Origin of the sequence: Nonomuraea rhodomycinica (assembly GCF_013363995.1) — a bacterium.
Lineage (GTDB): Bacteria > Actinomycetota > Actinomycetes > Streptosporangiales > Streptosporangiaceae > Nonomuraea > Nonomuraea rhodomycinica.
This window is the reverse complement of record NZ_JABWGO010000001.1, coordinates 20,706-38,346: the sequence shown is the minus strand read 5'-3', so window position 1 is coordinate 38,346 and position 17,641 is coordinate 20,706. Positions and strand designations below refer to the sequence as shown.

The following is a 17,641-nucleotide window of genomic DNA, read 5'->3' as shown; positions in this document are numbered from 1 at the left end:
CCGTCCCGCGGCGAGGGAACGCAAGAGCCGCTCACCCCCGGCGCTCACGCGACACGCGCCCGCGGCCTGCCGGGGTGCCGCCCATGTGCGGCCGGACATTCCCGCCGAGCCGCCGACCGTCGGCGCGCGCGTGAAGCAGGGCACCGGGGATCACGGAGGGCGGCCCTCATCGGCCCGGTAAAGTGATCATGATGATGGACGCGCGGCTGGCCACCCACGGCCACGTTTCCCGGACCATGGCCCGCTACGACGACCGGCGACTGGCCAGGCTCCTGGAACGCCAGGCCGTGCCCCTCGGCACCGGCATCGGCGGGACCTCCGCACGGCTCGAGGTCGACGGCACCTCGGTCTTCGTCAAACGCGTCCCCCTCACCGAACCCGAACTACGCCACCCGCACTCGACGGCCGACCTGTTCGGGCTGCCGCCGTTCTGCCAGTACGGCATCGGCTCACCCCGCTTCGGCGCCTGGCGCGAACTGGCCGCGCACACCATGACCACCGAGTGGGTGCTGAAGGGCCGCTTCGGCGGCTTCCCGCTGCTGTATCACTGGCGGGTACTGCCCGAGGCCGAGCCCGCCCCGCCGTACACGGACCCGGCCGACGTCGATCAGGCGGTCACCTTCTGGGAGGGCGCGCCCGGCGTACGCCGCCGCCTCGAAGCGCTGGCACAGGCCCCGGCCAGCCTGACACTCTTCCTGGAGTACATTCCCCGCAACCTGAACCAGTGGCTGCAGGAACGCGTGCGCGCGGGCGACGCCGACCGCGCCTGCGCCCTGGCCGACCAGGGAGTGCGTGCGGCCGTGTCCTTCCTCAACACGGGCGGCCTGCTGCACTTCGACGCGCATTTCGACAACATCCTCACCGACGGGCGCCGCGTCTACCTGACCGACTTCGGGCAGGCCACCTCGACCCGGTTCGAGCTGTCGCCGGCCGAACAGCTCTTCTACCACCGGCACCTCACCTTCGACCGCACCTACACGCTGACGTACCTGGTGAACTGGCTCGCCGGCGCCTTCCACGGCGCCGACTGGCCGGGACGCCGCGTCCTGGTGCGGGGCTGGGCGGCGGGGGAGCGGCCGGCCGGCGTGCCGGGCGAGGTCGCGGCCCTGCTGTCGCGGCACAGCCCGCTGGCCACCGTGCTGAACGACTTCTACCACGCCCTGCAGAGGGAGAGCAGGACGACGCCGTACCCGCTGGAGGAGATCCGCCAGGTCGCCGCACGCCACGCCCTGCCACTCCAGTAGCCGGCTTCCTGCGAGCAGGCGCCGCCGGGCCGGTCACGACGGGACATCCCGGACCGACGCCACCACGCCGCGCCCCCCGCTCGGCGCGCGAAGCCGCGACCCCGGCAGGTCAGCCGCCCCGGTTCGGCTCGCGCAGCAGCGGGTGGATGCGCATCGCCACCTCAAGCTCACCCGGCAGCTCGTCACGATAGCGGCCCAGCGTCGACAGGTCACTGTGGCCCAGGACCCGGCGCACGGCGTCCATGTCGACCGCGTCGGCCAGCAGGTGAGTGGCCGTCGTGTGCCGTAAACCGTGCGGAGTGACCGAACGGCGCTGAGCCGGGTCGACGCGGGCCTGCACCCGATCGATCACCCCCTGCACCGCGCCGCGAGCCAGGCGCCGGCCCCGCCACGACAACAGCAACGCCTTGCCGTCGGAACCGACGGCCCGCTCGGCCACCAGCGGCCGGCCACGCTCCAGGTAAGCGTCGAGAGCCTCGGCCACAGCCTGAGGCAGCGGGACGTCGCGCGTGCGGCCCCCCTTGCCGAAGATGCGCCAGTAGCGGACACCGTCGTTGGTGTAGAAGTCCTCGACATTGGCGCGGACCAGCTCGGACACCCGCGGCCCCATCGTGGACAGCAGCAGCACGATGAGCGCGTCACGCGACTCCATACGCTGGTCACGGCGGCCCTGCTGCGGCGCCTCCTCCAAGGTACGGGCGGCGCCGATGAGCCCCTGGGCCTGCTCACGGGTCAACGCGCGCCGCTCGGGCCGCAGCCCGCCACGCTGACGCGCCGTCACGGTGGAGACCGTCATCGGGTCGAGCTGCACCCAACCCGCCAGCAGGGCGTGCTTGAACAGCGCCGACACCGACCGGCGGAAACGGGCCTGGGAGGACGGGGACTGACCCGGCGCCGTGCCGTCGGCGGCCTGGCTGCGCCGGCCGTCGGGCTTACGGGCGAAGGCCAGCAGGATCGCGTCGATGTCCTGACCCGTCAGGTCGTCGAGCACCCGCTCCCCACCGGCCAGGTCCACCAGCGTCGCCACGTCACGGGCGTAGACCTCGGCGGTGGCGGGGGACAGGGCCCCCGTCAGCGTCCGCGCCCGCACCAGTTCCACGTAGCGGTCCGCCGCCTCGGCCACCGTCACCCGTTCGAGCTGCGCAGGCCGCACCGTCCCCCTCCTCCACTCGCGTGGCCGGCCCGCACGACCAGCGAGGCCGTACGGACCAACTCAAGATCCACGAGGGAGACGGTAGCGGCCGCCACCGACAGAAACTCAGATGTCGCGGAAGGTCTCGATGCGCGCGCCGAGCGCGTTGAGCCGTTCGGCGAGATCCTCGTACCCGCGGTTGATCACATACACGTTGCGCAGCACCGAGGTACCCTCGGCGGCCATCATGGCCAGCAGCACCACCACGGCCGGACGCAACGCGGGCGGGCACATCATCTCCGCGCTGCGCCAGCGGGTGGGGCCCTCCACGAGCACACGGTGCGGATCGAGCAGCTTGACCGAGGCGCCCAGCCGCGTCAGCTCCGTCAGGTAGATGGCGCGGTTGTCGTAGACCCAGTCGTGGATCAGCGTGGAACCCTGGGCCGTCGCCGCGATCGCCGCGAAGAACGGGACGTTGTCGATGTTCAGGCCCGGGAACGGCATCGGATGGATCTTGTCGATGGGGGAGACCAGCTTGGAGGGCCGCACCGTCAGGTCCACCAGCCGGGTACGGCCGTTGGCGGCGTGGTACTCGGCGCCCCGGTCGTGGTCCAGGCCCATCTCCTCCAGCACCGCGAGCTCGATCTCCAGGAACTCCACCGGCACGCGGCAGATCGTCAGCTCCGAGGAGGTGACGACGGCCGCGGCCAGCAGGCTCATCGCCTCCACCGGGTCCTCCGACGGGGAGTAGTCGACGTCACGCTCGATCGTGGCCAGCCCGTGCACGGTCAACGTGGTGGTGCCGATGCCCTCCACCCGCACCCCCAGCTCCTCCAGGAAGAAGCACAGGTCCTGCACCATGTAGTTGGAGGAGGCGTTGCGGATGACCGTGACGCCGTCGTGGCGGGCCGCCGCCAGCAGCGCGTTCTCCGTGACGGTGTCACCGCGCTCGGTCAGCACGATCGGACGCCCGGGGGCGGCGCCACGGTCCACGCGGGCGTGGTAGAAGCCGCCGGTCGCGGTGATGTCCAGCCCGAAGTGCTTCAGAGCGGACATGTGCGGCTGCACGGTACGGGTCCCCAGGTCGCAGCCGCCGGCGTAGGGGATCTGGAACTGGTCGGTACGGTGCATCAACGGACCCAGGAACATGATGACACTGCGGGTACGGCGAGCCGCCTCGGTGTCCATGGCCTCCAGCTCCAGGCGAGCCGGAGGAATGATCTCCAGGTCGTTGCCCTCGTTGATCCACCGGGCGCGCACACCGATGGAGGCCAGCACCTCCAGGATGCGGTAGACCTCCTCGATGCGAGCCACCTTGCGCAGGATGGTGCGGCCGGAGTTGAGCAGGGACGCGCACAGCAGGGCCACGCACGCGTTCTTGGAGGTCTTGACGTCGATGCTGCCCGACAGGCGGCGGCCCCCGACCACGCGCAGGTGCATCGGGCCGGCGTAGCCCAAAGAGACGATCTCGCTGTCGAGCGCCTCGCCGATGCGGGCGATCATCTCAAGACTGATGTTCTGGTTGCCGCGCTCGATGCGGTTGACCGCGCTCTGGCTGGTGGCCAGGGCATCGGCCAGCTGAAGCTGGGTCCAACCGCGGTGCTGGCGCGCGTCCCGAATCAACCGGCCGATCCGCACAAGGTAGTCATCTGTCACAAGAGCCGAGAATATCTCACATATGAGATGGCGCCACGCCAGCCCCTGCCGACGCGCCGGACCACTCCCGATGCGCCGCCAGATGCGCCGGCGTCACCTCCGGCTTGCGCTTGCCCACGAACGCCGCACGGGCAGCGGCGAAACCATGCCGATCATCGAACATGTCCCGGCTCATCTCCGCCAGCTCCTCCACCCGATACGCCTCCAACGGCTTGCGCCGCTCGTCCTCCTCACGCTGAGCGCGCCGCGCCGCCAGCAACCGCCCATACCCCGGCTCGTGCGCCAACCGCTCGGCGTAGTCGAGCACCGCCCGCTCGAACTCCAGCCGCGAACCCGGCAGCACCTCATCCGCCAGCCCCACCGCCACCGCCTCGGCAGCCCCCACCGGCAACGCCTCCTGCGTCAGCCGCTGCGCCTCCGCGGCCCCCACCCGGCGCGGCAACGTGTACGTCCACAGCTCCGAACCGAACAACCCCATCGTGCGATAGTGCGGATTGAGCACCACCGACTGACGCACCAGCACCCGATCGGCGCCCAGCCCCATCATCACGCCACCCGCGCCGGCGTTGCCACCGATCGAGGTCACCACCAACTGCCCCGTACAGGACACGATCTCCCGGCACACCTGGTTGATGGCGTTGATGTTCACCCACGCCTCCATCTGCGGATGACGCGCCGAGTCGATCACATTCAGATGGATGCCGTTGGAGAACACCTCACCACCCCGCACCACCAGCACCCGCGTGTCCTGCGCCACGGCATAACGCAACGCCGAGGCCAGCCGGCGACACTGCTCACTGGACATCGCGCCGTTGTAGAAGTCGAAGCTCACCACACCGACACTGTCACTGCGGTCATAGGTGATCTCGCTGTAACCCGAACGCTCCTCTACCAGCGCCGCCTGCTCACCCAGCACGCTCACCGCGGGCAGCTTGACGGCACCCGGCTCGTCACGGCGCAGATGCCCCACCCACACCGACCCGTCACCCGTGTGCACCAGCAGAGCACCCTCACGCCGCCCCGCCACCGTCCCGGGCCGGCCCGACAGAGCCGGCCCCCGATACACGTCGAAGACCCGCACAGCCGTGCCCGCCAGCGACGCGCGCCCACCCGGCGCACCGTCGGCCGCCCGCACCCGGCGCAACACCGCGTCGGTCGACTCCTCCCAGGAGAACTCGCGATCCGCGTGACGCATCGCCGGACGCAGCCGCCCCACGACCTCCGGCCGCCGGTAGTCCAGCGGCGCCGGGACGAACGAGGGGTCGGCGGCCTTGGCCGCGACCTCGGCCACCAGCTCCACGGCCGCGTCGGCGACCGGCCCGTTGTAGAGGGCGGACTTGCGCGGCGGCTCGGCCGGCATGGGGAAGGTCCGATAGCCCCAGATGGGGCCGGCGTCCATCTCCTCCACCGCCTGCAGCGCCGTGACACCCCAGGTCGGCTCGCCGTCGAGGATGGCCCAGTCCAGCGAGGACGGGCCCCGGTCGCCGGGCGGGCCGGGGTGGATGATGATCGTGCGCTGGGTCTGCCACAGCCGCGTGGGCACCTTCTCCTTCAGGAACGGGCAGATGACCAGATCGGGTTTGGCCAGCTGGGCGGCCTCCAGCATCACCTGCTCCGACAGGGCCAGCTCGACGGTGACGTCATGGCCGGCCCGGCGCAGCTCCAGCCAGGCGCGCTGGGTCAGGCCGTTGAACGAGGAGCACAGCAGCAGGATACGCAACGGGGGACTTCCTTCGGATCTTCGTCGCAAGCGTGGGGGAGAGGGCCGGCCGGGGCGGGCCCACGATGGCGCACGGGCGGCGGCGGTCTTCAGCGGGGCGGGCGGGAGACGCCGTCCCACCGGTCCCGCTCGTTTAAGACAGCCACATATGTCCCGCGCATGCACTGATGCTTACATGCCGGGGCAAGTAGTACTGACATAACCCCGCAAAAAGCCGCCCCATGCCGCACCAATCGTCCACAATTGCCGGAATTTTCGGCGGGTGCGGACCCACCTCCGACCGCGACGCACCACCCACCGCCACGACCGAAACCCCCCACGATCCGTACGCCACCCGCCTCCACCGCGTCACCACCCCCAGCCCCCGCAGCCACCCCCGCCCCACCCCGTAGGTTGACCCCATGAACATCTGCGTCTTCCTGTCCGCCGCCGACCTCGCCGACACCTACACCCGACCGGCCCGCACCCTCGCCCGCCTCATCGGCGAAGGCGGCCACACCCTGGTATGGGGCGGCTCCGACGTCGGCCTCATGAAGGTCGTCGCCGACGGCGTCCACGAAAACGGCGGCCGGCTCATGGGCGTGTCCGTGCACTTCCTCGTCGACAAGGTCAGAACCGGCGTCGACGACATGGTCATCGCCCGCGACCTCGCCGAACGCAAACGCCTCCTGCTCGACAAGGCCGACGCCGTGGTCATCATGGTCGGCGGCACCGGAACCCTCGACGAGGCCACCGACATCCTGGAACTCAAGAAGCACGGCCACACCGACAAGCCCGTCGTCCTGCTCAACACGGCCGGCTTCTACGACGGCCTCAAGCAGCAGTTCCGGCGCATGGAGGAGGAGGGCTTCCTGCCTCGCCCCCTGTCCGAACTGGTGTACTTCGCCGAGGAGCCCGACGAGGTCATGGCCTACCTGCAGCAGCACCTCGCCGCCCGCTGATGGAGGCCGACCGCGAACGCCTGATCACCCTGGCGGGGGGAGGGGTGGCGGCTTCGAGACGTGTTGCGGCGCGGTCTGCCCGCGTGGCCTGCGCAGGGCGGTGCCGGGTCGATCGGGCTGATCTCGGCGAGCCCGTTCGCCGGATCGCGTTCTGAGTTCAGGCCGGGCTCAGCGCGCACCGATGCCCGGCGCGGTCGCCGGTTCGCGCACCGATGTCATACCGAACAGAACCCACCTTCTGTCCGGTATGGGATATTTCATGCCGGTCTGGGGTGGTCAGAGGCGGTTCACGAAGCGGGTGGCGGCGCGATGACTCATCCCGGTCTCGCCGCGTACGAGGAAGACGGCTTCCTGGAGCTGACCCATGGCCTTGAGCTCACGGGCCTGGTCGACCAGGTCGTCGCTGGGGGTGAGGCGGTTGCGGGGCCGCTGGGTCAGCCGGACCGCCAGGATGATCAGGTAGATGATCGCGATGGTGACGACGGCCGTCAGCGCGATGAGGCCCGGGGTGGAGATCGCCAGGCTGAGCATGAACTGATCGTAACCCGTCGGCGCCGCGCGCGTCAGGGCGCGGTCTCGGTCCCGGGGTGCTCGCGGACGCTGCCGACGAAGGCGGTGGCCTCGTCGTGGTCCATGCCGGTCTCGCCGCGTACGAGGAAGACGGCCTGTTCGGTGCGGCCGTCGCACTTGAGGGCGCGCACGCGGGAGGCCAGGTCGGCGCTGTGGCCGGTGGGCGGTGCGACGGGTCGCGGGGTGGGGTGGGGCTGCAGGGCGGGGTGGCGGATGGGGCGGCCGTGGGCCAGGCCGTCGACGGCGTCCTTGGCTTCCTTCAGGCCCATGCCGGTGTGCTGGCGCAGCAGTTTGATGGCGTGGATGGCCTGCCCGTTGGCGGCCAGGTGGCGTACGCGGGCGTCGAGCTCCTGCGGGCCGGCCGGAGGCGGCATGCGGGACGGCGGTGTGCCGCCTCGGGTGGCGCGGGTGACGGTGACGGCGACGATGGCGGCTAACAGGACGACGAAGCCGAACGGGACGATGATCCATGACGCGCCGAGGTTCATGGTTGTCATCGTAGGCGGCGCATTCCGGGCGTGATCACGACATTCCCGATTGCTCGATAATGAACGTTATGTCAAGTAAGACCGGTCGTGACGGTGCGTGACCATGACGGAACGCTTGACCATCGGTGAATTCCCTGTCCCCCGGCGCCTGTGGCGTTTAGGGTGGGAAGCCTGCTATCGCGCCGCGAGAGGAGCAGCACGTGGGGACCGAATCTGTTTTATGTCCGGTGTGCCAGGGGGTTCTGCCCGCCTCCGGCCGGGAATCGTACACCGCTCTGCGGGGCCGGTTGATCGTGACGAACGGTTACTGCGCAGGTGGGTGTGAGGAGCGGCGGGCCGCGACGGAGCCGATCCGGCGGATGCCGCGTCAGGTTCCCGCTGTGCCCGGCGCGGTGAGCGGTGGTGTGGCGCCGCTCCCCCAGGCGCAGGCGGTGCCGGGGCACGGTGGTCCGGTGCGGGGCGGGGCTTACGAGCAGCCGTACGAGCAGTCCTATGAGCAGCAGGTGGCCGAGGCGCGGTTGGCTCCGGTCGTGCGGATCTCGGGCTGAGGCTGCGATCGGCCCGGTCTCGGGTGGGTCTCCCCTCCCCTGTGGTGGGGTGGGTTTTTCGGCTGGTGTGTGCTCCCGTGGTGGTGCGGGGGTTGTGCCGTGTCAGTGGTGGCCTTCGGTGGTGTGCCAGTAGTCGCGGGTTCGTACGGCTTGGCCGTGTTCGTTGAAGTGGGCGAAGACGCAGCCGGCGAGGGTGACGGGTGTGCCGTTGTCGTGGGCGTGGACGCGGAATTCGATGGCGGCTCGGTCGCCGTCGACGACGGGGGTGGCGAAGGTGACGTGGGGGTCGGTTTCGCCGGTGAAGGACCAGCGGATGTAGTCGGCGATGGCTCCTCTCCCCCGGTGGGGTGGGCGGAAGGGCATGGAGGTGTGCTCGGCGTCGTCGGCGTAGAGGGTGATGAGGGCCTCGACGTCGTGGTGGGTCCAGGCGTGTTGCCAGGTGTCGGCGAAGCGTTGTGCGGCGGTTCGCGGGTCCATGGGGTCATTGTGGCGGTTGGTGTGGGGCGGCGGGTGGCGTTCGGTGGGGCCCCGGGGTGCTCCTCCCCCGGCGTGGCTTGCGGCGCCCGGTGCGGTCGTCGCTGGGCCAGGGCTGGTTCGATGTCGGCTGTTGATCTTCGCGGATGGTGAGTGGTAGAGGTGTTCTTGGTGCGATTCCAAGGTGCGGCGGTGACAGCCCGCCGGTCCCGCCCGTAGGCGGCGGGACGACCCGGTGTGATCCCGGGGCCACGCGGTGACACCCCGCCACCTCTCGGGCCTGCTGACGGCCTCTGATCTTCGTGCGGTGAGGAGCGTCCTCCCGCTGTCGAGAGGTGGTGTGGCGTGTTCACGGGGCACATCCATGAAGTCGGTACGGTGGTGGCCGTCGAGGAGGCCCGTATCGCGGTCCAGGCGCTCAGGACGCCGCGGGTGCGCCGGGTTCGATCTGCCTGAACGGGGTCGGGCTGATGGTCGTGCGGCGCGATGAGGACAGCGGTGTGCTGGAGGCCGGGCTGACGGCGGAGACCCGGCGCAGATCGACGCTCGCGGAGCTGGAGCCGGGCATGCGGGTCAATGTGGAGGTGCCGCTGGCGCTGGGTGATCCGCTGGGTGGTCATCTGGTGCAGGGACGCGGCGGAGCGCATCGCCAGGGCGTAGACCGCCCGCAGGTCCTCGGCCGGGAGGGGCGGGGCCGTGGACGCCGTGGGCAAGGTGGTGCGGGTCGATGACGACGGCGCCGCGCGGCGGGTGTGGATCAAGCCGCCGGAGCGGTTGCTCGGGCTGGTCGTGGCGAAGGGGCAGATCGCGGTCGACGGCGTGAGCCTGACGGTGGCGGAGGTGTCGCGTGACCGGTTCTGCGTGGCGTTGATCCCGGTGACGTTGGGGAGCACGGCGCTGGCGGGGCTGGCCGCCGGTGATCGGGTGAACTTGGAGTCGGATCTGGTGGTCCGGTTGGTGCGGCGCTGGCCGTCGGAGGCGGGGCCGGCGGTGAGCGAGGCGGCGCTGCCGTGGGCGGGGCGGGTGGCGTGCAGAAGGCGCTGGCGCAGCTGGCCTCCGGAGGCGTTCACGTTCCTGCTGACCCAGGTCTGCGGTCATCCGACGGTGCCGTGCGCGCCCGAGGTGCTGGAGCGGCTGGAGCTCGGGCCGGTGCCGGGGCCGGGTGATCGGCATGGGACGCGGCCGCATGTCCTGGTGGATCTGGTGGCCGGGACGGGGACCGGGGTGTCGGCGGCGGAGCGGGCGGCGGCTGGCGCGTGCCGGGGCGGGGTGATCTGTGGGTGTGGGAGGTGGTGTGGTGATCGAGGTCGAGGTGGTGGACGGCGTCGGGGTGGTGCGGCTGGCGCATGGCCGGGTCAATGCCCTGGATGTGGAGCTGTGCCGGGAGATCGAGCGGGTGATGCGCGTTCTGGACGGCCCTGAGAGTGGGGTGCGGGCCGTGGTGGTGACCGGGGTCGGGCGGGTTTTCTCGGCGGGGGTCGATCTGCGGCGGGTCGTGGAGGGTGGGGCCGCGTACGTGGCGGAGTTCCTGCCGGCACTCAGTGGTGCTTTCCGGGCGGTGTTCGATGTCGGCAAGCCGGTGGTGGCGGCGGTGAGCGGGCATGCGACGGGCGGATCCGGGCGTTCATGGAGCGGACGGTGGGGATGCGGCGCGGCTGAGTGGCGGCGCTCGGTGGTGACGGCGCTCGGTGGTTGTCAGCATGACGAGGGGTCTGTCGCCGTCTGCTCGGTGCAGGCCGCGGCGAGCAGGGTCGAGCGCAGGGCCGTCAGGCTCGGCGGGGTGGTGCCGGCCGGTTCGGTGTCGCCCGCGGGGACCGAGGTGGCCGTGGCCGAGGGCTTGCTCGTCGGCGTGTAGCAGGGGTCGAGGTCGTCGCAGGCGGGGGTGGGGGTCGGTTCGCTCTCGCCGTCGTCGGAGACGTAGGTGTAGCCGAGGAGTTGCGCCGCGCGCGGGCCGTCCATGAGGGGTGCGAGGACGGGGCTGCCCGCTGATTCCTCGATGAACAGGCCCTCGCCGATCGGGGTGTGGACGGACTGGGCGTAGGTGAGCTGGGCGGGGTCGGTGACGGGGCGGCCGAGGAGTTGTTGCCGTTCGGCGAGGTTGTGGACGAACATCAGGCCTGTGCCGGCCGTGCCGATGGACTGTTGGAGTTCGGCGAGGGTGGTGGTGGCCGGTTGCTCGACCTGGATGCGGATCCTGCCGTCGGTGTATCCCTGGCCGAGTCGTCCGGCGAGGATCTTGTCGACGCGTACGACGAGGCTGGCGTATCGCATGGCGGCGTCCTGGCTGTCGTAGGCGACGACGCGTGAGCCGCTCTCCCCGTCGTCGGAGGCGTAGGCGATGCCGGGTTCGATGTCGACGACGGTGCCCTGGACGAGTGCCGCGGCGGCTTTGAAGGCGCCGGAGTCGGGTGCTCCGGGGACGATGTCGGCCAGGGAGTCGAACAGGTATTCCCCGTCGGAGGCGCTGGCGCCGTAGCGGAGTTGTGCCCAGAAGGAGGGGTGGGGGTGGTTGAGGAGTGTGCCGGCGAGGGTGCCGGTGGTGAGGGCGGCGATGAGGGTGAGGATCAGTGGGAGGCGCTTGGTCATGGTCACCACTGTCCGTTGATGTGGGAGCGGTCGTGGCTGCTGTAGGTCTGGGTGGTGGAGGTGCCCTGTTTCATGCAGGAGGTCAGGTTGGTGTGGCCGAGGCCGATGGCGTGTCCGATCTCGTGGCAGGCCGTCTTCTTGCGGATGGTGGTGGTGGTCATGTCGGCCAGGTCGAAGCGGAGTTCGGCGCGGTCGCAGGTGTACTCGCCGCCGATCTGGGCGAGCACTCTGACGCATTTGGTGGCGCCGGTGATGTTGACGCCGGTGCTGGAGCCGTCCCAGTCCTTGCCCCAGTAGTCGACATAGTGGGCGTCGAACATGACCAGGTCGGTGTGGGTGCCGGCGGTGCTGTCGTAGCCGCCGATGCGCAGGTCGGTCTGGTAGTCCAGGTTGGCCATGCCGTAGTCGGCGGCGGTGATCATGTTGCTGGTGAGGGTGGAGCCGTTCCAGTAGACATCGCGGTTGTCGGTTTTGGGGCAGCACCAGGTGGGGTGGTAGACGAAGAAGCCGAACGTGTTGGCGAGCGCCGGGGTGGCGGCCGTGAGTCCGGCGGACAGGGCCGCCACGATGGCGAACACCAGGGCGAGTGCTGACATGCGCATGGCTGATCAATCTAGGCACGGGCCGGGGTGGCCAAAAGATCAGAAAGGCGAAGTCGGTGCCAACGGGGTGTGGACGGCGGTTGTCGGGCGGCCCTGTCGGCTCTTTCCGGCGTAGGTGGTCCGCTCCCCCGCAAGGCGGCTGGGGGTTTGCGGCCGTTCGTCTGGCATGCGGGTATAGGTCTGAGCCGGGTGGCCGGGGGTAGGGCCTGGGCATGGGGAGCAGCCGGTCGGCGCGCGAGGCCGTCATCGTGGTGGGAGCGGGGATGGCGGGGCTGGCCTGCGCGGTGCGGCTGCACGAGGCCGGCATGGCGGTGCGGGTGCTGGAGGCGGCTGACGGTGTCGGTGGGCGGGTGCGCACGGACGTCGTCGGGGGTTTTCGGCTGGATCGTGGTTATCAGGTGTTCAACACCGCCTATCCCGAGGCTCGCCGGGTGCTCGACATCGACGCGCTCGACGTGCGGCCCTTCGCCTCGGGGCTGATCGTCCAGGGAAGCAGCGCCCGGGCCAGGCTGATGCTGCCGTGGCGGCATCCCCGGCACGCGCTGAGCGGGCTGCTGGCCGGCCTGGGTACGCCGCGCGACTACGCGGTGCTCGCCGCGATCACCGCGCGGGACCTTGCCTGGCCTGGTTCCCGGCTGCGGGGCGGGGTTGACCGGCGTACCGACGAGGAGCTGCGTGCCTGGGGCATGTCCCCGAAGATGATCGACTGCCTGATGCGTCCGTTCCTGGCGGGTGTGCTGCTGGAACGTGGTCTGGAGACCTCCGGCCGGGTGTTCCACCTGTTGTGGCGGTCGTTCGCGCGCGGCACGATCGGTGTGCCGGCGCTGGGCATGGGGCAGGTCCCGCGTCAGTTGGCCGACCGGCTGCCGCCGGGCACCGTCACCCTGGGCGCCCGGGTGGTCGAGGTTGTGGACGGCGGGGTGCGGCTGGCGGGCGGCGCCACGGTCGAGGGTCGTGCCGTGGTGGTGGCCGCCGACCCCGTCTCGGCGGGTGGCCTGCTGAGCGGGATCGAGGTGCCGGTGATGCGGGCGGTGACGACGTTCTATCACGCCGCTCCGCGCTCGCCTCTGCGGGAGCCGATCCAGGTCGTCGACGTGACCGGGGCCATCACCGACACGCTGGTCGTGACGGAGGCGGCCCCGGAGTACTCCGGCGACGGTCGGGCGTTGGTGTCCACGTCGGTCCTGGGCCTGGACGTCGACGAGCGGCGGGTCCGCCGGCGGCTGGGCGAGATCTACGGTGGCACTTCCGGGTGGGAGCATCTGGCCACCTATCCGATCGCGGCGGCGTTGCCCGCGATGGCGCCGCCGTATCCGCTGCGCAAGCCGGTGCGTCTGCGGGCCGGGCTGTATGTGTGCGGTGACCATCGTGACACCGGCTCTCTCCAGGGTGCTCTGGTGTCGGGGCGGCGTGCGGCTGCGGCCGTGCTGGCCGATTTCGTGCCCCGTCTGGCGGGCGACCGCCCTTCGCCCGGTGCGGACCATGGACGGGATTTGAGACCACGAGCTGCCCATGGCAGGCTCATGCCGCGTGATCGATGAATTCGCGAAAGGCCATCTGCACGGGAGACTGCGGCGGGACCGCAAGGCGCTGCTGTGGAAACTCGACGGCTTGTCCGAGTACGACGCCCGCCGACCTTTGACGGCGACCGGGACGAACCTTCTCGGCCTGGTCAAACACGTGGCCACCGTCGAGGCCAGGTACTTCGGTGAGGTCTTCGGCCGTCCTTCCCCGGAACCGCTGCCCCGGTGGCAGGACTCCGACGGCGGCGATCTGTGGGCGGCCGAGGGCGAGACCCGCGATCAGATCATCGGGTTCTACCGGCGCACGTGGGAACACTCGGACGCGACGATCAACGAGCTTCCTCTCGACGCTCCCGGCCATGTGCCGTGGTGGCCGGAGCCTCATGCCGACACGAACCTGTTCGCCGTCATGGTCCATGTCCTCGGCGAGTCCATCCGGCATGCCGGGCACGCCGACATCCTGCGCGAGGGCCTCGACGGCCGGACCGGGCTGCGTCCCGAACACGAGCAGTCGATCGACGAGGAAGCCCGTGCGGCGTACTGCGCGAAGATCGAGCAGGCCGCCAGGTCGGCCGCCACGGCTTAGTGCGACAGCTAGGCAGCCTGTCACCCGATGTGGGCGTTGAGTCCACGTCTTGGTCGTGCTCGTCCAGCTCGGGCGCGTCTGGGTGCGCAGCGGGTGCAGGGCGCCGGCGGCCGGGGTCGAGGCGGTGAGCACACGTCCCGGGCCGGCTTGTGGCGCGATTCCTGGACGGTGAGCTGCCGGTTCAGCGGCTCGTGGCCGGGTCGGTGAAGGGCAGGGGGCAGTCGGGGCAGGTGCAGTGGGTCAGGTCGGCCACCTCGTCCAGGGTGAAGCCGAGCCGCTGGGCGGCTTTGATCACTGTGAGCAGGGTGACGGTCTGGGGTGGGTAGGCGCGGTGTCCGCCGGGGCTGCGTGCGGGTTCGGCGATCAGTCCGCGGCGTTCGTAGTGGCGCAGGGTCTGCGGGTTGACTCCGGCCTGCCGGGCCGCCTGTCCGCTGCGCAGGTACGGTCGGCCGATGTCCTGTCTCACGCCGGCCGCCACCACCTCGGTGGGGTCCCCGTGGTCGATGCGGTGCATCGTCAGCCTCTCCCCCGGCTGAGGGCGCCCGCGCGGGACTGCAGCGCGTCGAGCACGTCGGCGTGCTCGGCCGGCACCGTCACCTCCAGTGCCAGGCCGCCGTGGGCGAGGGTGAGGGTGAAGGTGAAGAAGGAGCAGCAGCCGTTCTCGCGGGCCGTCAGTTCGGCGGCCCGGGCGGCGTGGTCCGGGCCGACCAGCAACTCCAGGCGCAGCCGGGTGTGCTCCGGCCGCGCCACGCCGCGCACCGCGTCGGCGCACAGGGCGCCGAACTCGGCCACGCGCAGCGGCTGCTCGGCGGTCGGCAGGGTGCAGGCGGAGGGCGCCCATCCTGGGTCGAGGGCGATGTCGTGGGTCATGCCTCGACGGTAGGTCTGTACGTGGGTACCGGATGCAAGGCGGGGTGCGTTCAGCTGGGCGGCTGGTAGGGGCGGGTGGCGGTGACGGCGGTGAGCGGGAGCGGGCCGTACAGGTGGGGGAAGCCGTTCTCGACGCGGACGTCGAGGCCGGTGGGGTCGATCTCCAGGACGAGCAGCGGCTCGGTGACGGCGCTGTAGAAGGCGTCGTGGACGCCGTGGAGCTGGGCGGGGTCGCGGCTGCAGTGGATGAAGCCTTCGTCGTCCAGGGTGCGGCCGAGGGTGGAGACGCGGTAGTCGCCGGTGTGCTGGGCGGCCTGCCAGTCGGTGGCCAGGGCGAGGTGGAGGATCGTCATGGCGTCCACTCGGTGGCGAGCATGGCGTAGATGACCTCGTCGGTCCATTCGCCTTTGACGTGCTCGTTGTGGATGAGGTGGGCTTCGCGGCGCATGCCGAGTTTCTCCAGGACGCGGGCGGAGGCGGTGTTGCGGCCGTCGAGGCGGCCGACGATGCGGTGCAGGTGGAGTTCTTCGAAGCCGAGGCGGAGCATCTGGCGGGCGGCTTCGGTGGCGAAGCCGTGGCCGTGGTGGTCGGGGTGGAGGATGTAGCCGATCTCGCCCTGGAGGTGTTGCCGGCTGGTCCAGACGAGGAGGGCCAGGCCGATGAGGTGGCCGGTGTCGCGGCGGACGACGGCGAGGTTGAGGGCGTCGCCTTCGTCGGCGATGGCGGTGCGGCTGATCTTGGTGTCGAGGCCGGCGCGGGTGGCGTCGAGGTCGCGGGTTTCCCAGTAGAGGTAGCGCGTGACGTCGGGGCGCGATTCGAAGGCGTGGACGGCGTCGAGGTCGTCGGGGGTGAAGGGGCGCAGGGTCAGGCGCGGGGTGGTGAGGGGGTAGTCGGGTTTGAGCACGTGGGCAGTGTAGGGGGGTGGGTGGGGGGTGGCGAGCCGTTTTCCGGCGGGGGTTCGGCCGGGGTTTTCGGCGGGGGTGGGGGTGGACGGCTGTGCGTCCACTCCCCTGCCGTGGGTGGGTCGCGGGTGGTCAGTAGGGGTGGTTGTCGGGTTTGCTGGTCCAGGCGTTGTAGGCTTCGGCGCCGAGTTCGGGGTGGATCTGTTCGATGCGGATCCTGCGCTGGTCGAGGGGTTTGCGGAAGTCCTCGTACTGGAAGGCGTCGTCGAAGCCGATCTTGCGGGTGGCTTCGAGGTCGGCGCCGAAGTAGACGGTGTCGATTCTTGACCAGTAGATGGCGCTCATGCACATGGGGCAGGGGGCGCCGCTGGTGTAGAGGGTGCAGCCCATGAGCATGCGGGCGCGTTCGGGCAGCGGGTCGGGTGATCCTTCGGGGCGTGGGACGAGTTCGAGGGTGGAGGCGTTGTTGTTGTCCTGCGCGATGGAGGGGGCGTGGGGGTTGAGGATCTGGATGGCTTTGCGGATGGCTTCGACTTCGCCGTGTGCGGTGGGGTCGCCGGTGAGCAGGACGCGGTTCTGTCCTCGGGCGAGGATGTCGCCGTTCATGGTGATGACGGTGCCGAAGGGGCCGCCCCAGCCGTTTTCGACGGATTCGGTGGCGAGTCGTACGGCTTCTGCCATGAATTCTTTGTGTCCCATGGTGTGGCCTCCGGTGCGTAAAATTCGCCTGGCTTTTTGATTTAATACAATGATTTGTCGGGTTTGTCGCCGTATTTCTTCCCCTGTTCTTCTGCATTACACTTGACCAGGTGAAACGTCATGCCATTCCCGGCAGCGGGGGTGACGGCGCCACCGTCGTGATCTCCTCGAAGGTCCGCGAGGGCGGCGAGGAGGATTATCGGCGCTGGCAGCGGAGAATGACCGAGGCCATGCACGGATTCGCGGGTTTCGAAGGCGCGGACATTTATCCCCCCATTCCCGGCGAACAGGGCTCGTGGGTGGTCGTGTGCCGTTTCTCCAGCGCCGGCCGGCTGACCGGCTGGCTGGACTCGGAGCTGCGGGCCAGGCTGCTGGAGGAGGTCCGGCCGCTGCTGGAGGAGCCGTCGGCGCTGGAGCTCCTGGCGGGGCGCGGCCCGGCCGGCGACGCGGTGACGGCCGTCATCTCCCACCAGGTACGCCCCGGCCGCGAACGCGAGTTCCTGCGCTGGCAGGAGGCGATGCGCAAGGCCCAGGAGCGCTTCCCCGGCTTCCTGGGCGTCGAGACGTTCGAACCGGTGCCGGGCGTCCAGGAGCACTGGGTCGTGCTGCTGCGCTACGACACCCGCGAGCACCTCGACGGGTGGATGGACTCGGCCGCGCGCGGCCGGCTCCTGCGCGACGGGCAGGGCTGCGTGCTCGACTTCGACGTGCGCACGGTCAGGTCGGCCTTCGCCGGCTGGTTCGGCTCCGACGGCGGGGCGGGGCAGGCGCCGCCGGAGTGGAAGCAGGCCATGGCGGTGCTGCTGGCCCTGTATCCGACGGTGATGATCCTGGACCTGACGGTGGGCCGGGTGCTGCGGGCGGCACGGTGGCCGATGTATCTGGTGCTGTTCGCCGGCAACGTGGCGAGCGTCGCGCTGCTGACGTGGGCGCTGATGCCGCTGGTCAACCGGGCCCTGGCGTGGTGGCTGCGGCCCGGCGCGCCCGCGCGGGCCGGCGCGGCCGGTGCGCTGGTGGTGGTGGCGGGGTATGCGGCCTGCGTCGCCGTCTTCGGGCTGATGGCCCGCTAGCAGGGCCGCGCCGCGCGGCCGGGAAGGAAT

20 protein-coding genes and 1 pseudogene are annotated in these 17,641 nt (G+C 70.5%); 8 read left to right on the top strand and 13 right to left on the bottom strand.

Translation table 11 applies throughout. The features are described from left to right. The first annotated feature begins 191 nt into the window (after nucleotides 1-191). On the top strand, nucleotides 192-1,244 hold the full coding sequence (locus HT134_RS00215; protein ID WP_246363501.1) for a BUD32 family EKC/KEOPS complex subunit: 1,053 nt from the start codon (nucleotides 192-194) through the stop codon (nucleotides 1,242-1,244). 109 nt (nucleotides 1,245-1,353) lie between these two features. Here HT134_RS00215 and HT134_RS00210 read toward each other — a convergent pair whose 3' ends face one another. The 3 genes from HT134_RS00210 to HT134_RS00200 all read right to left on the bottom strand — a co-directional run bounded on the left by HT134_RS00210 (nucleotide 1,354) and on the right by HT134_RS00200 (nucleotide 5,752). Continuing rightward, nucleotides 1,354-2,397, bottom strand: a complete 1,044-nt coding sequence (locus HT134_RS00210) for a tyrosine-type recombinase/integrase (RefSeq protein WP_175598210.1) — start codon at nucleotides 2,395-2,397, stop codon at nucleotides 1,354-1,356. A gap of 105 nt (nucleotides 2,398-2,502) precedes the next feature. Beyond that, nucleotides 2,503-4,032, bottom strand: coding sequence for a helix-turn-helix domain-containing protein (locus HT134_RS00205; RefSeq protein ID WP_175598209.1), 1,530 nt, complete (start codon nucleotides 4,030-4,032; stop codon nucleotides 2,503-2,505). A 16-nt stretch (nucleotides 4,033-4,048) separates the two neighbouring features. After that, nucleotides 4,049-5,752, bottom strand: coding sequence for an enoyl-CoA hydratase-related protein (locus HT134_RS00200; protein WP_175598208.1), 1,704 nt, complete (start codon nucleotides 5,750-5,752; stop codon nucleotides 4,049-4,051). 401 nt (nucleotides 5,753-6,153) lie between these two features. Between HT134_RS00200 and HT134_RS00195 the strand changes: the two genes are divergently transcribed. Then, the gene (locus HT134_RS00195; RefSeq protein ID WP_175598207.1) at nucleotides 6,154-6,693 is read left to right on the top strand and encodes an LOG family protein; all 540 of its coding nucleotides are present in this window, start codon (nucleotides 6,154-6,156) and stop codon (nucleotides 6,691-6,693) included. 276 nt (nucleotides 6,694-6,969) lie between these two features. Here HT134_RS00195 and HT134_RS00190 read toward each other — a convergent pair whose 3' ends face one another. The 3 genes from HT134_RS00190 to HT134_RS00175 all read right to left on the bottom strand — a co-directional run bounded on the left by HT134_RS00190 (nucleotide 6,970) and on the right by HT134_RS00175 (nucleotide 8,776). Further along, a complete protein-coding gene (locus HT134_RS00190) occupies nucleotides 6,970-7,224 on the bottom strand; it encodes a hypothetical protein (RefSeq protein ID WP_175590661.1) in 255 nt (84 codons plus the stop codon). 32 nt (nucleotides 7,225-7,256) lie between these two features. After that, a complete protein-coding gene (locus tag HT134_RS46655; RefSeq protein ID WP_217707108.1) occupies nucleotides 7,257-7,751 on the bottom strand; it encodes a ribosomal protein L7/L12 in 495 nt (164 codons plus the stop codon). Between the two features lie 650 nt (nucleotides 7,752-8,401). After that, on the bottom strand, nucleotides 8,402-8,776 hold the full coding sequence (locus tag HT134_RS00175) for a nuclear transport factor 2 family protein (RefSeq protein ID WP_175598204.1): 375 nt from the start codon (nucleotides 8,774-8,776) through the stop codon (nucleotides 8,402-8,404). Nucleotides 8,777-9,219: 443 nt separating this feature from the next. Between HT134_RS00175 and HT134_RS47995 the strand changes: the two genes are divergently transcribed. The 3 genes and pseudogenes from HT134_RS47995 to HT134_RS47990 all read left to right on the top strand — a co-directional run. Then, nucleotides 9,220-9,504: a riboflavin synthase family protein gene (locus HT134_RS47995; protein WP_376768082.1), complete on the top strand. Its 285-nt coding sequence runs from the start codon at nucleotides 9,220-9,222 to the stop codon at nucleotides 9,502-9,504. Beyond that, the gene (locus HT134_RS45105) at nucleotides 9,470-10,195 is read left to right on the top strand and encodes a 3,4-dihydroxy-2-butanone-4-phosphate synthase (protein WP_312887899.1); all 726 of its coding nucleotides are present in this window, start codon (nucleotides 9,470-9,472) and stop codon (nucleotides 10,193-10,195) included. Before HT134_RS47995 ends, HT134_RS45105 begins: the two co-directional genes overlap by 35 nt. Then, a pseudogene (locus HT134_RS47990) lies at nucleotides 10,086-10,328 on the top strand (enoyl-CoA hydratase/isomerase family protein); the annotation flags it as partial. The gene HT134_RS45105 and the pseudogene HT134_RS47990, both read left to right, overlap by 110 nt. A gap of 140 nt (nucleotides 10,329-10,468) precedes the next feature. Here the strand turns inward: HT134_RS47990 and HT134_RS45100 are convergent. Together HT134_RS45100 and HT134_RS00160 are read right to left on the bottom strand one after the other, a co-directional pair. Continuing rightward, a complete protein-coding gene (locus HT134_RS45100) occupies nucleotides 10,469-11,359 on the bottom strand; it encodes a hypothetical protein (protein WP_246363500.1) in 891 nt (296 codons plus the stop codon). Nucleotides 11,360-11,361: 2 nt separating this feature from the next. Further along, nucleotides 11,362-11,961, bottom strand: coding sequence for a hypothetical protein (locus HT134_RS00160; RefSeq protein ID WP_175598201.1), 600 nt, complete (start codon nucleotides 11,959-11,961; stop codon nucleotides 11,362-11,364). 212 nt (nucleotides 11,962-12,173) lie between these two features. Between HT134_RS00160 and HT134_RS00155 the strand changes: the two genes are divergently transcribed. After that, entirely contained in the window at nucleotides 12,174-13,502 is a 1,329-nt protein-coding gene (locus HT134_RS00155; protein ID WP_175598200.1) for an NAD(P)/FAD-dependent oxidoreductase, read from the top strand. Continuing rightward, a complete protein-coding gene (locus HT134_RS00150; protein ID WP_175598199.1) occupies nucleotides 13,492-14,070 on the top strand; it encodes a DinB family protein in 579 nt (192 codons plus the stop codon). The genes HT134_RS00155 and HT134_RS00150 overlap by 11 nt, the downstream gene beginning before the upstream one ends. A gap of 181 nt (nucleotides 14,071-14,251) precedes the next feature. Here the strand turns inward: HT134_RS00150 and HT134_RS00145 are convergent, their stop codons facing one another. From HT134_RS00145 to HT134_RS00125, 5 genes are all read right to left on the bottom strand, one after another. After that, a complete protein-coding gene (locus HT134_RS00145; protein WP_175598198.1) occupies nucleotides 14,252-14,584 on the bottom strand; it encodes a MerR family transcriptional regulator in 333 nt (110 codons plus the stop codon). Between the two features lie 2 nt (nucleotides 14,585-14,586). Next, a complete protein-coding gene (locus HT134_RS00140; RefSeq protein WP_175598197.1) occupies nucleotides 14,587-14,940 on the bottom strand; it encodes a hypothetical protein in 354 nt (117 codons plus the stop codon). A gap of 50 nt (nucleotides 14,941-14,990) precedes the next feature. After that, nucleotides 14,991-15,293, bottom strand: coding sequence for a DUF952 domain-containing protein (locus HT134_RS00135; RefSeq protein ID WP_175598196.1), 303 nt, complete (start codon nucleotides 15,291-15,293; stop codon nucleotides 14,991-14,993). Beyond that, a complete protein-coding gene (locus HT134_RS00130; protein WP_175598195.1) occupies nucleotides 15,290-15,844 on the bottom strand; it encodes a GNAT family N-acetyltransferase in 555 nt (184 codons plus the stop codon). The genes HT134_RS00135 and HT134_RS00130 overlap by 4 nt, the downstream gene beginning before the upstream one ends. Before the next feature lie 130 nt (nucleotides 15,845-15,974). After that, nucleotides 15,975-16,523: a nucleoside deaminase gene (locus HT134_RS00125; protein WP_246363498.1), complete on the bottom strand. Its 549-nt coding sequence runs from the start codon at nucleotides 16,521-16,523 to the stop codon at nucleotides 15,975-15,977. A gap of 128 nt (nucleotides 16,524-16,651) precedes the next feature. Between HT134_RS00125 and HT134_RS00120 the strand changes: the two genes are divergently transcribed. Continuing rightward, the gene (locus tag HT134_RS00120) at nucleotides 16,652-17,611 is read left to right on the top strand and encodes an antibiotic biosynthesis monooxygenase (RefSeq protein ID WP_312887898.1); all 960 of its coding nucleotides are present in this window, start codon (nucleotides 16,652-16,654) and stop codon (nucleotides 17,609-17,611) included. The last annotated feature ends 30 nt before the right edge of the window (nucleotides 17,612-17,641 follow it).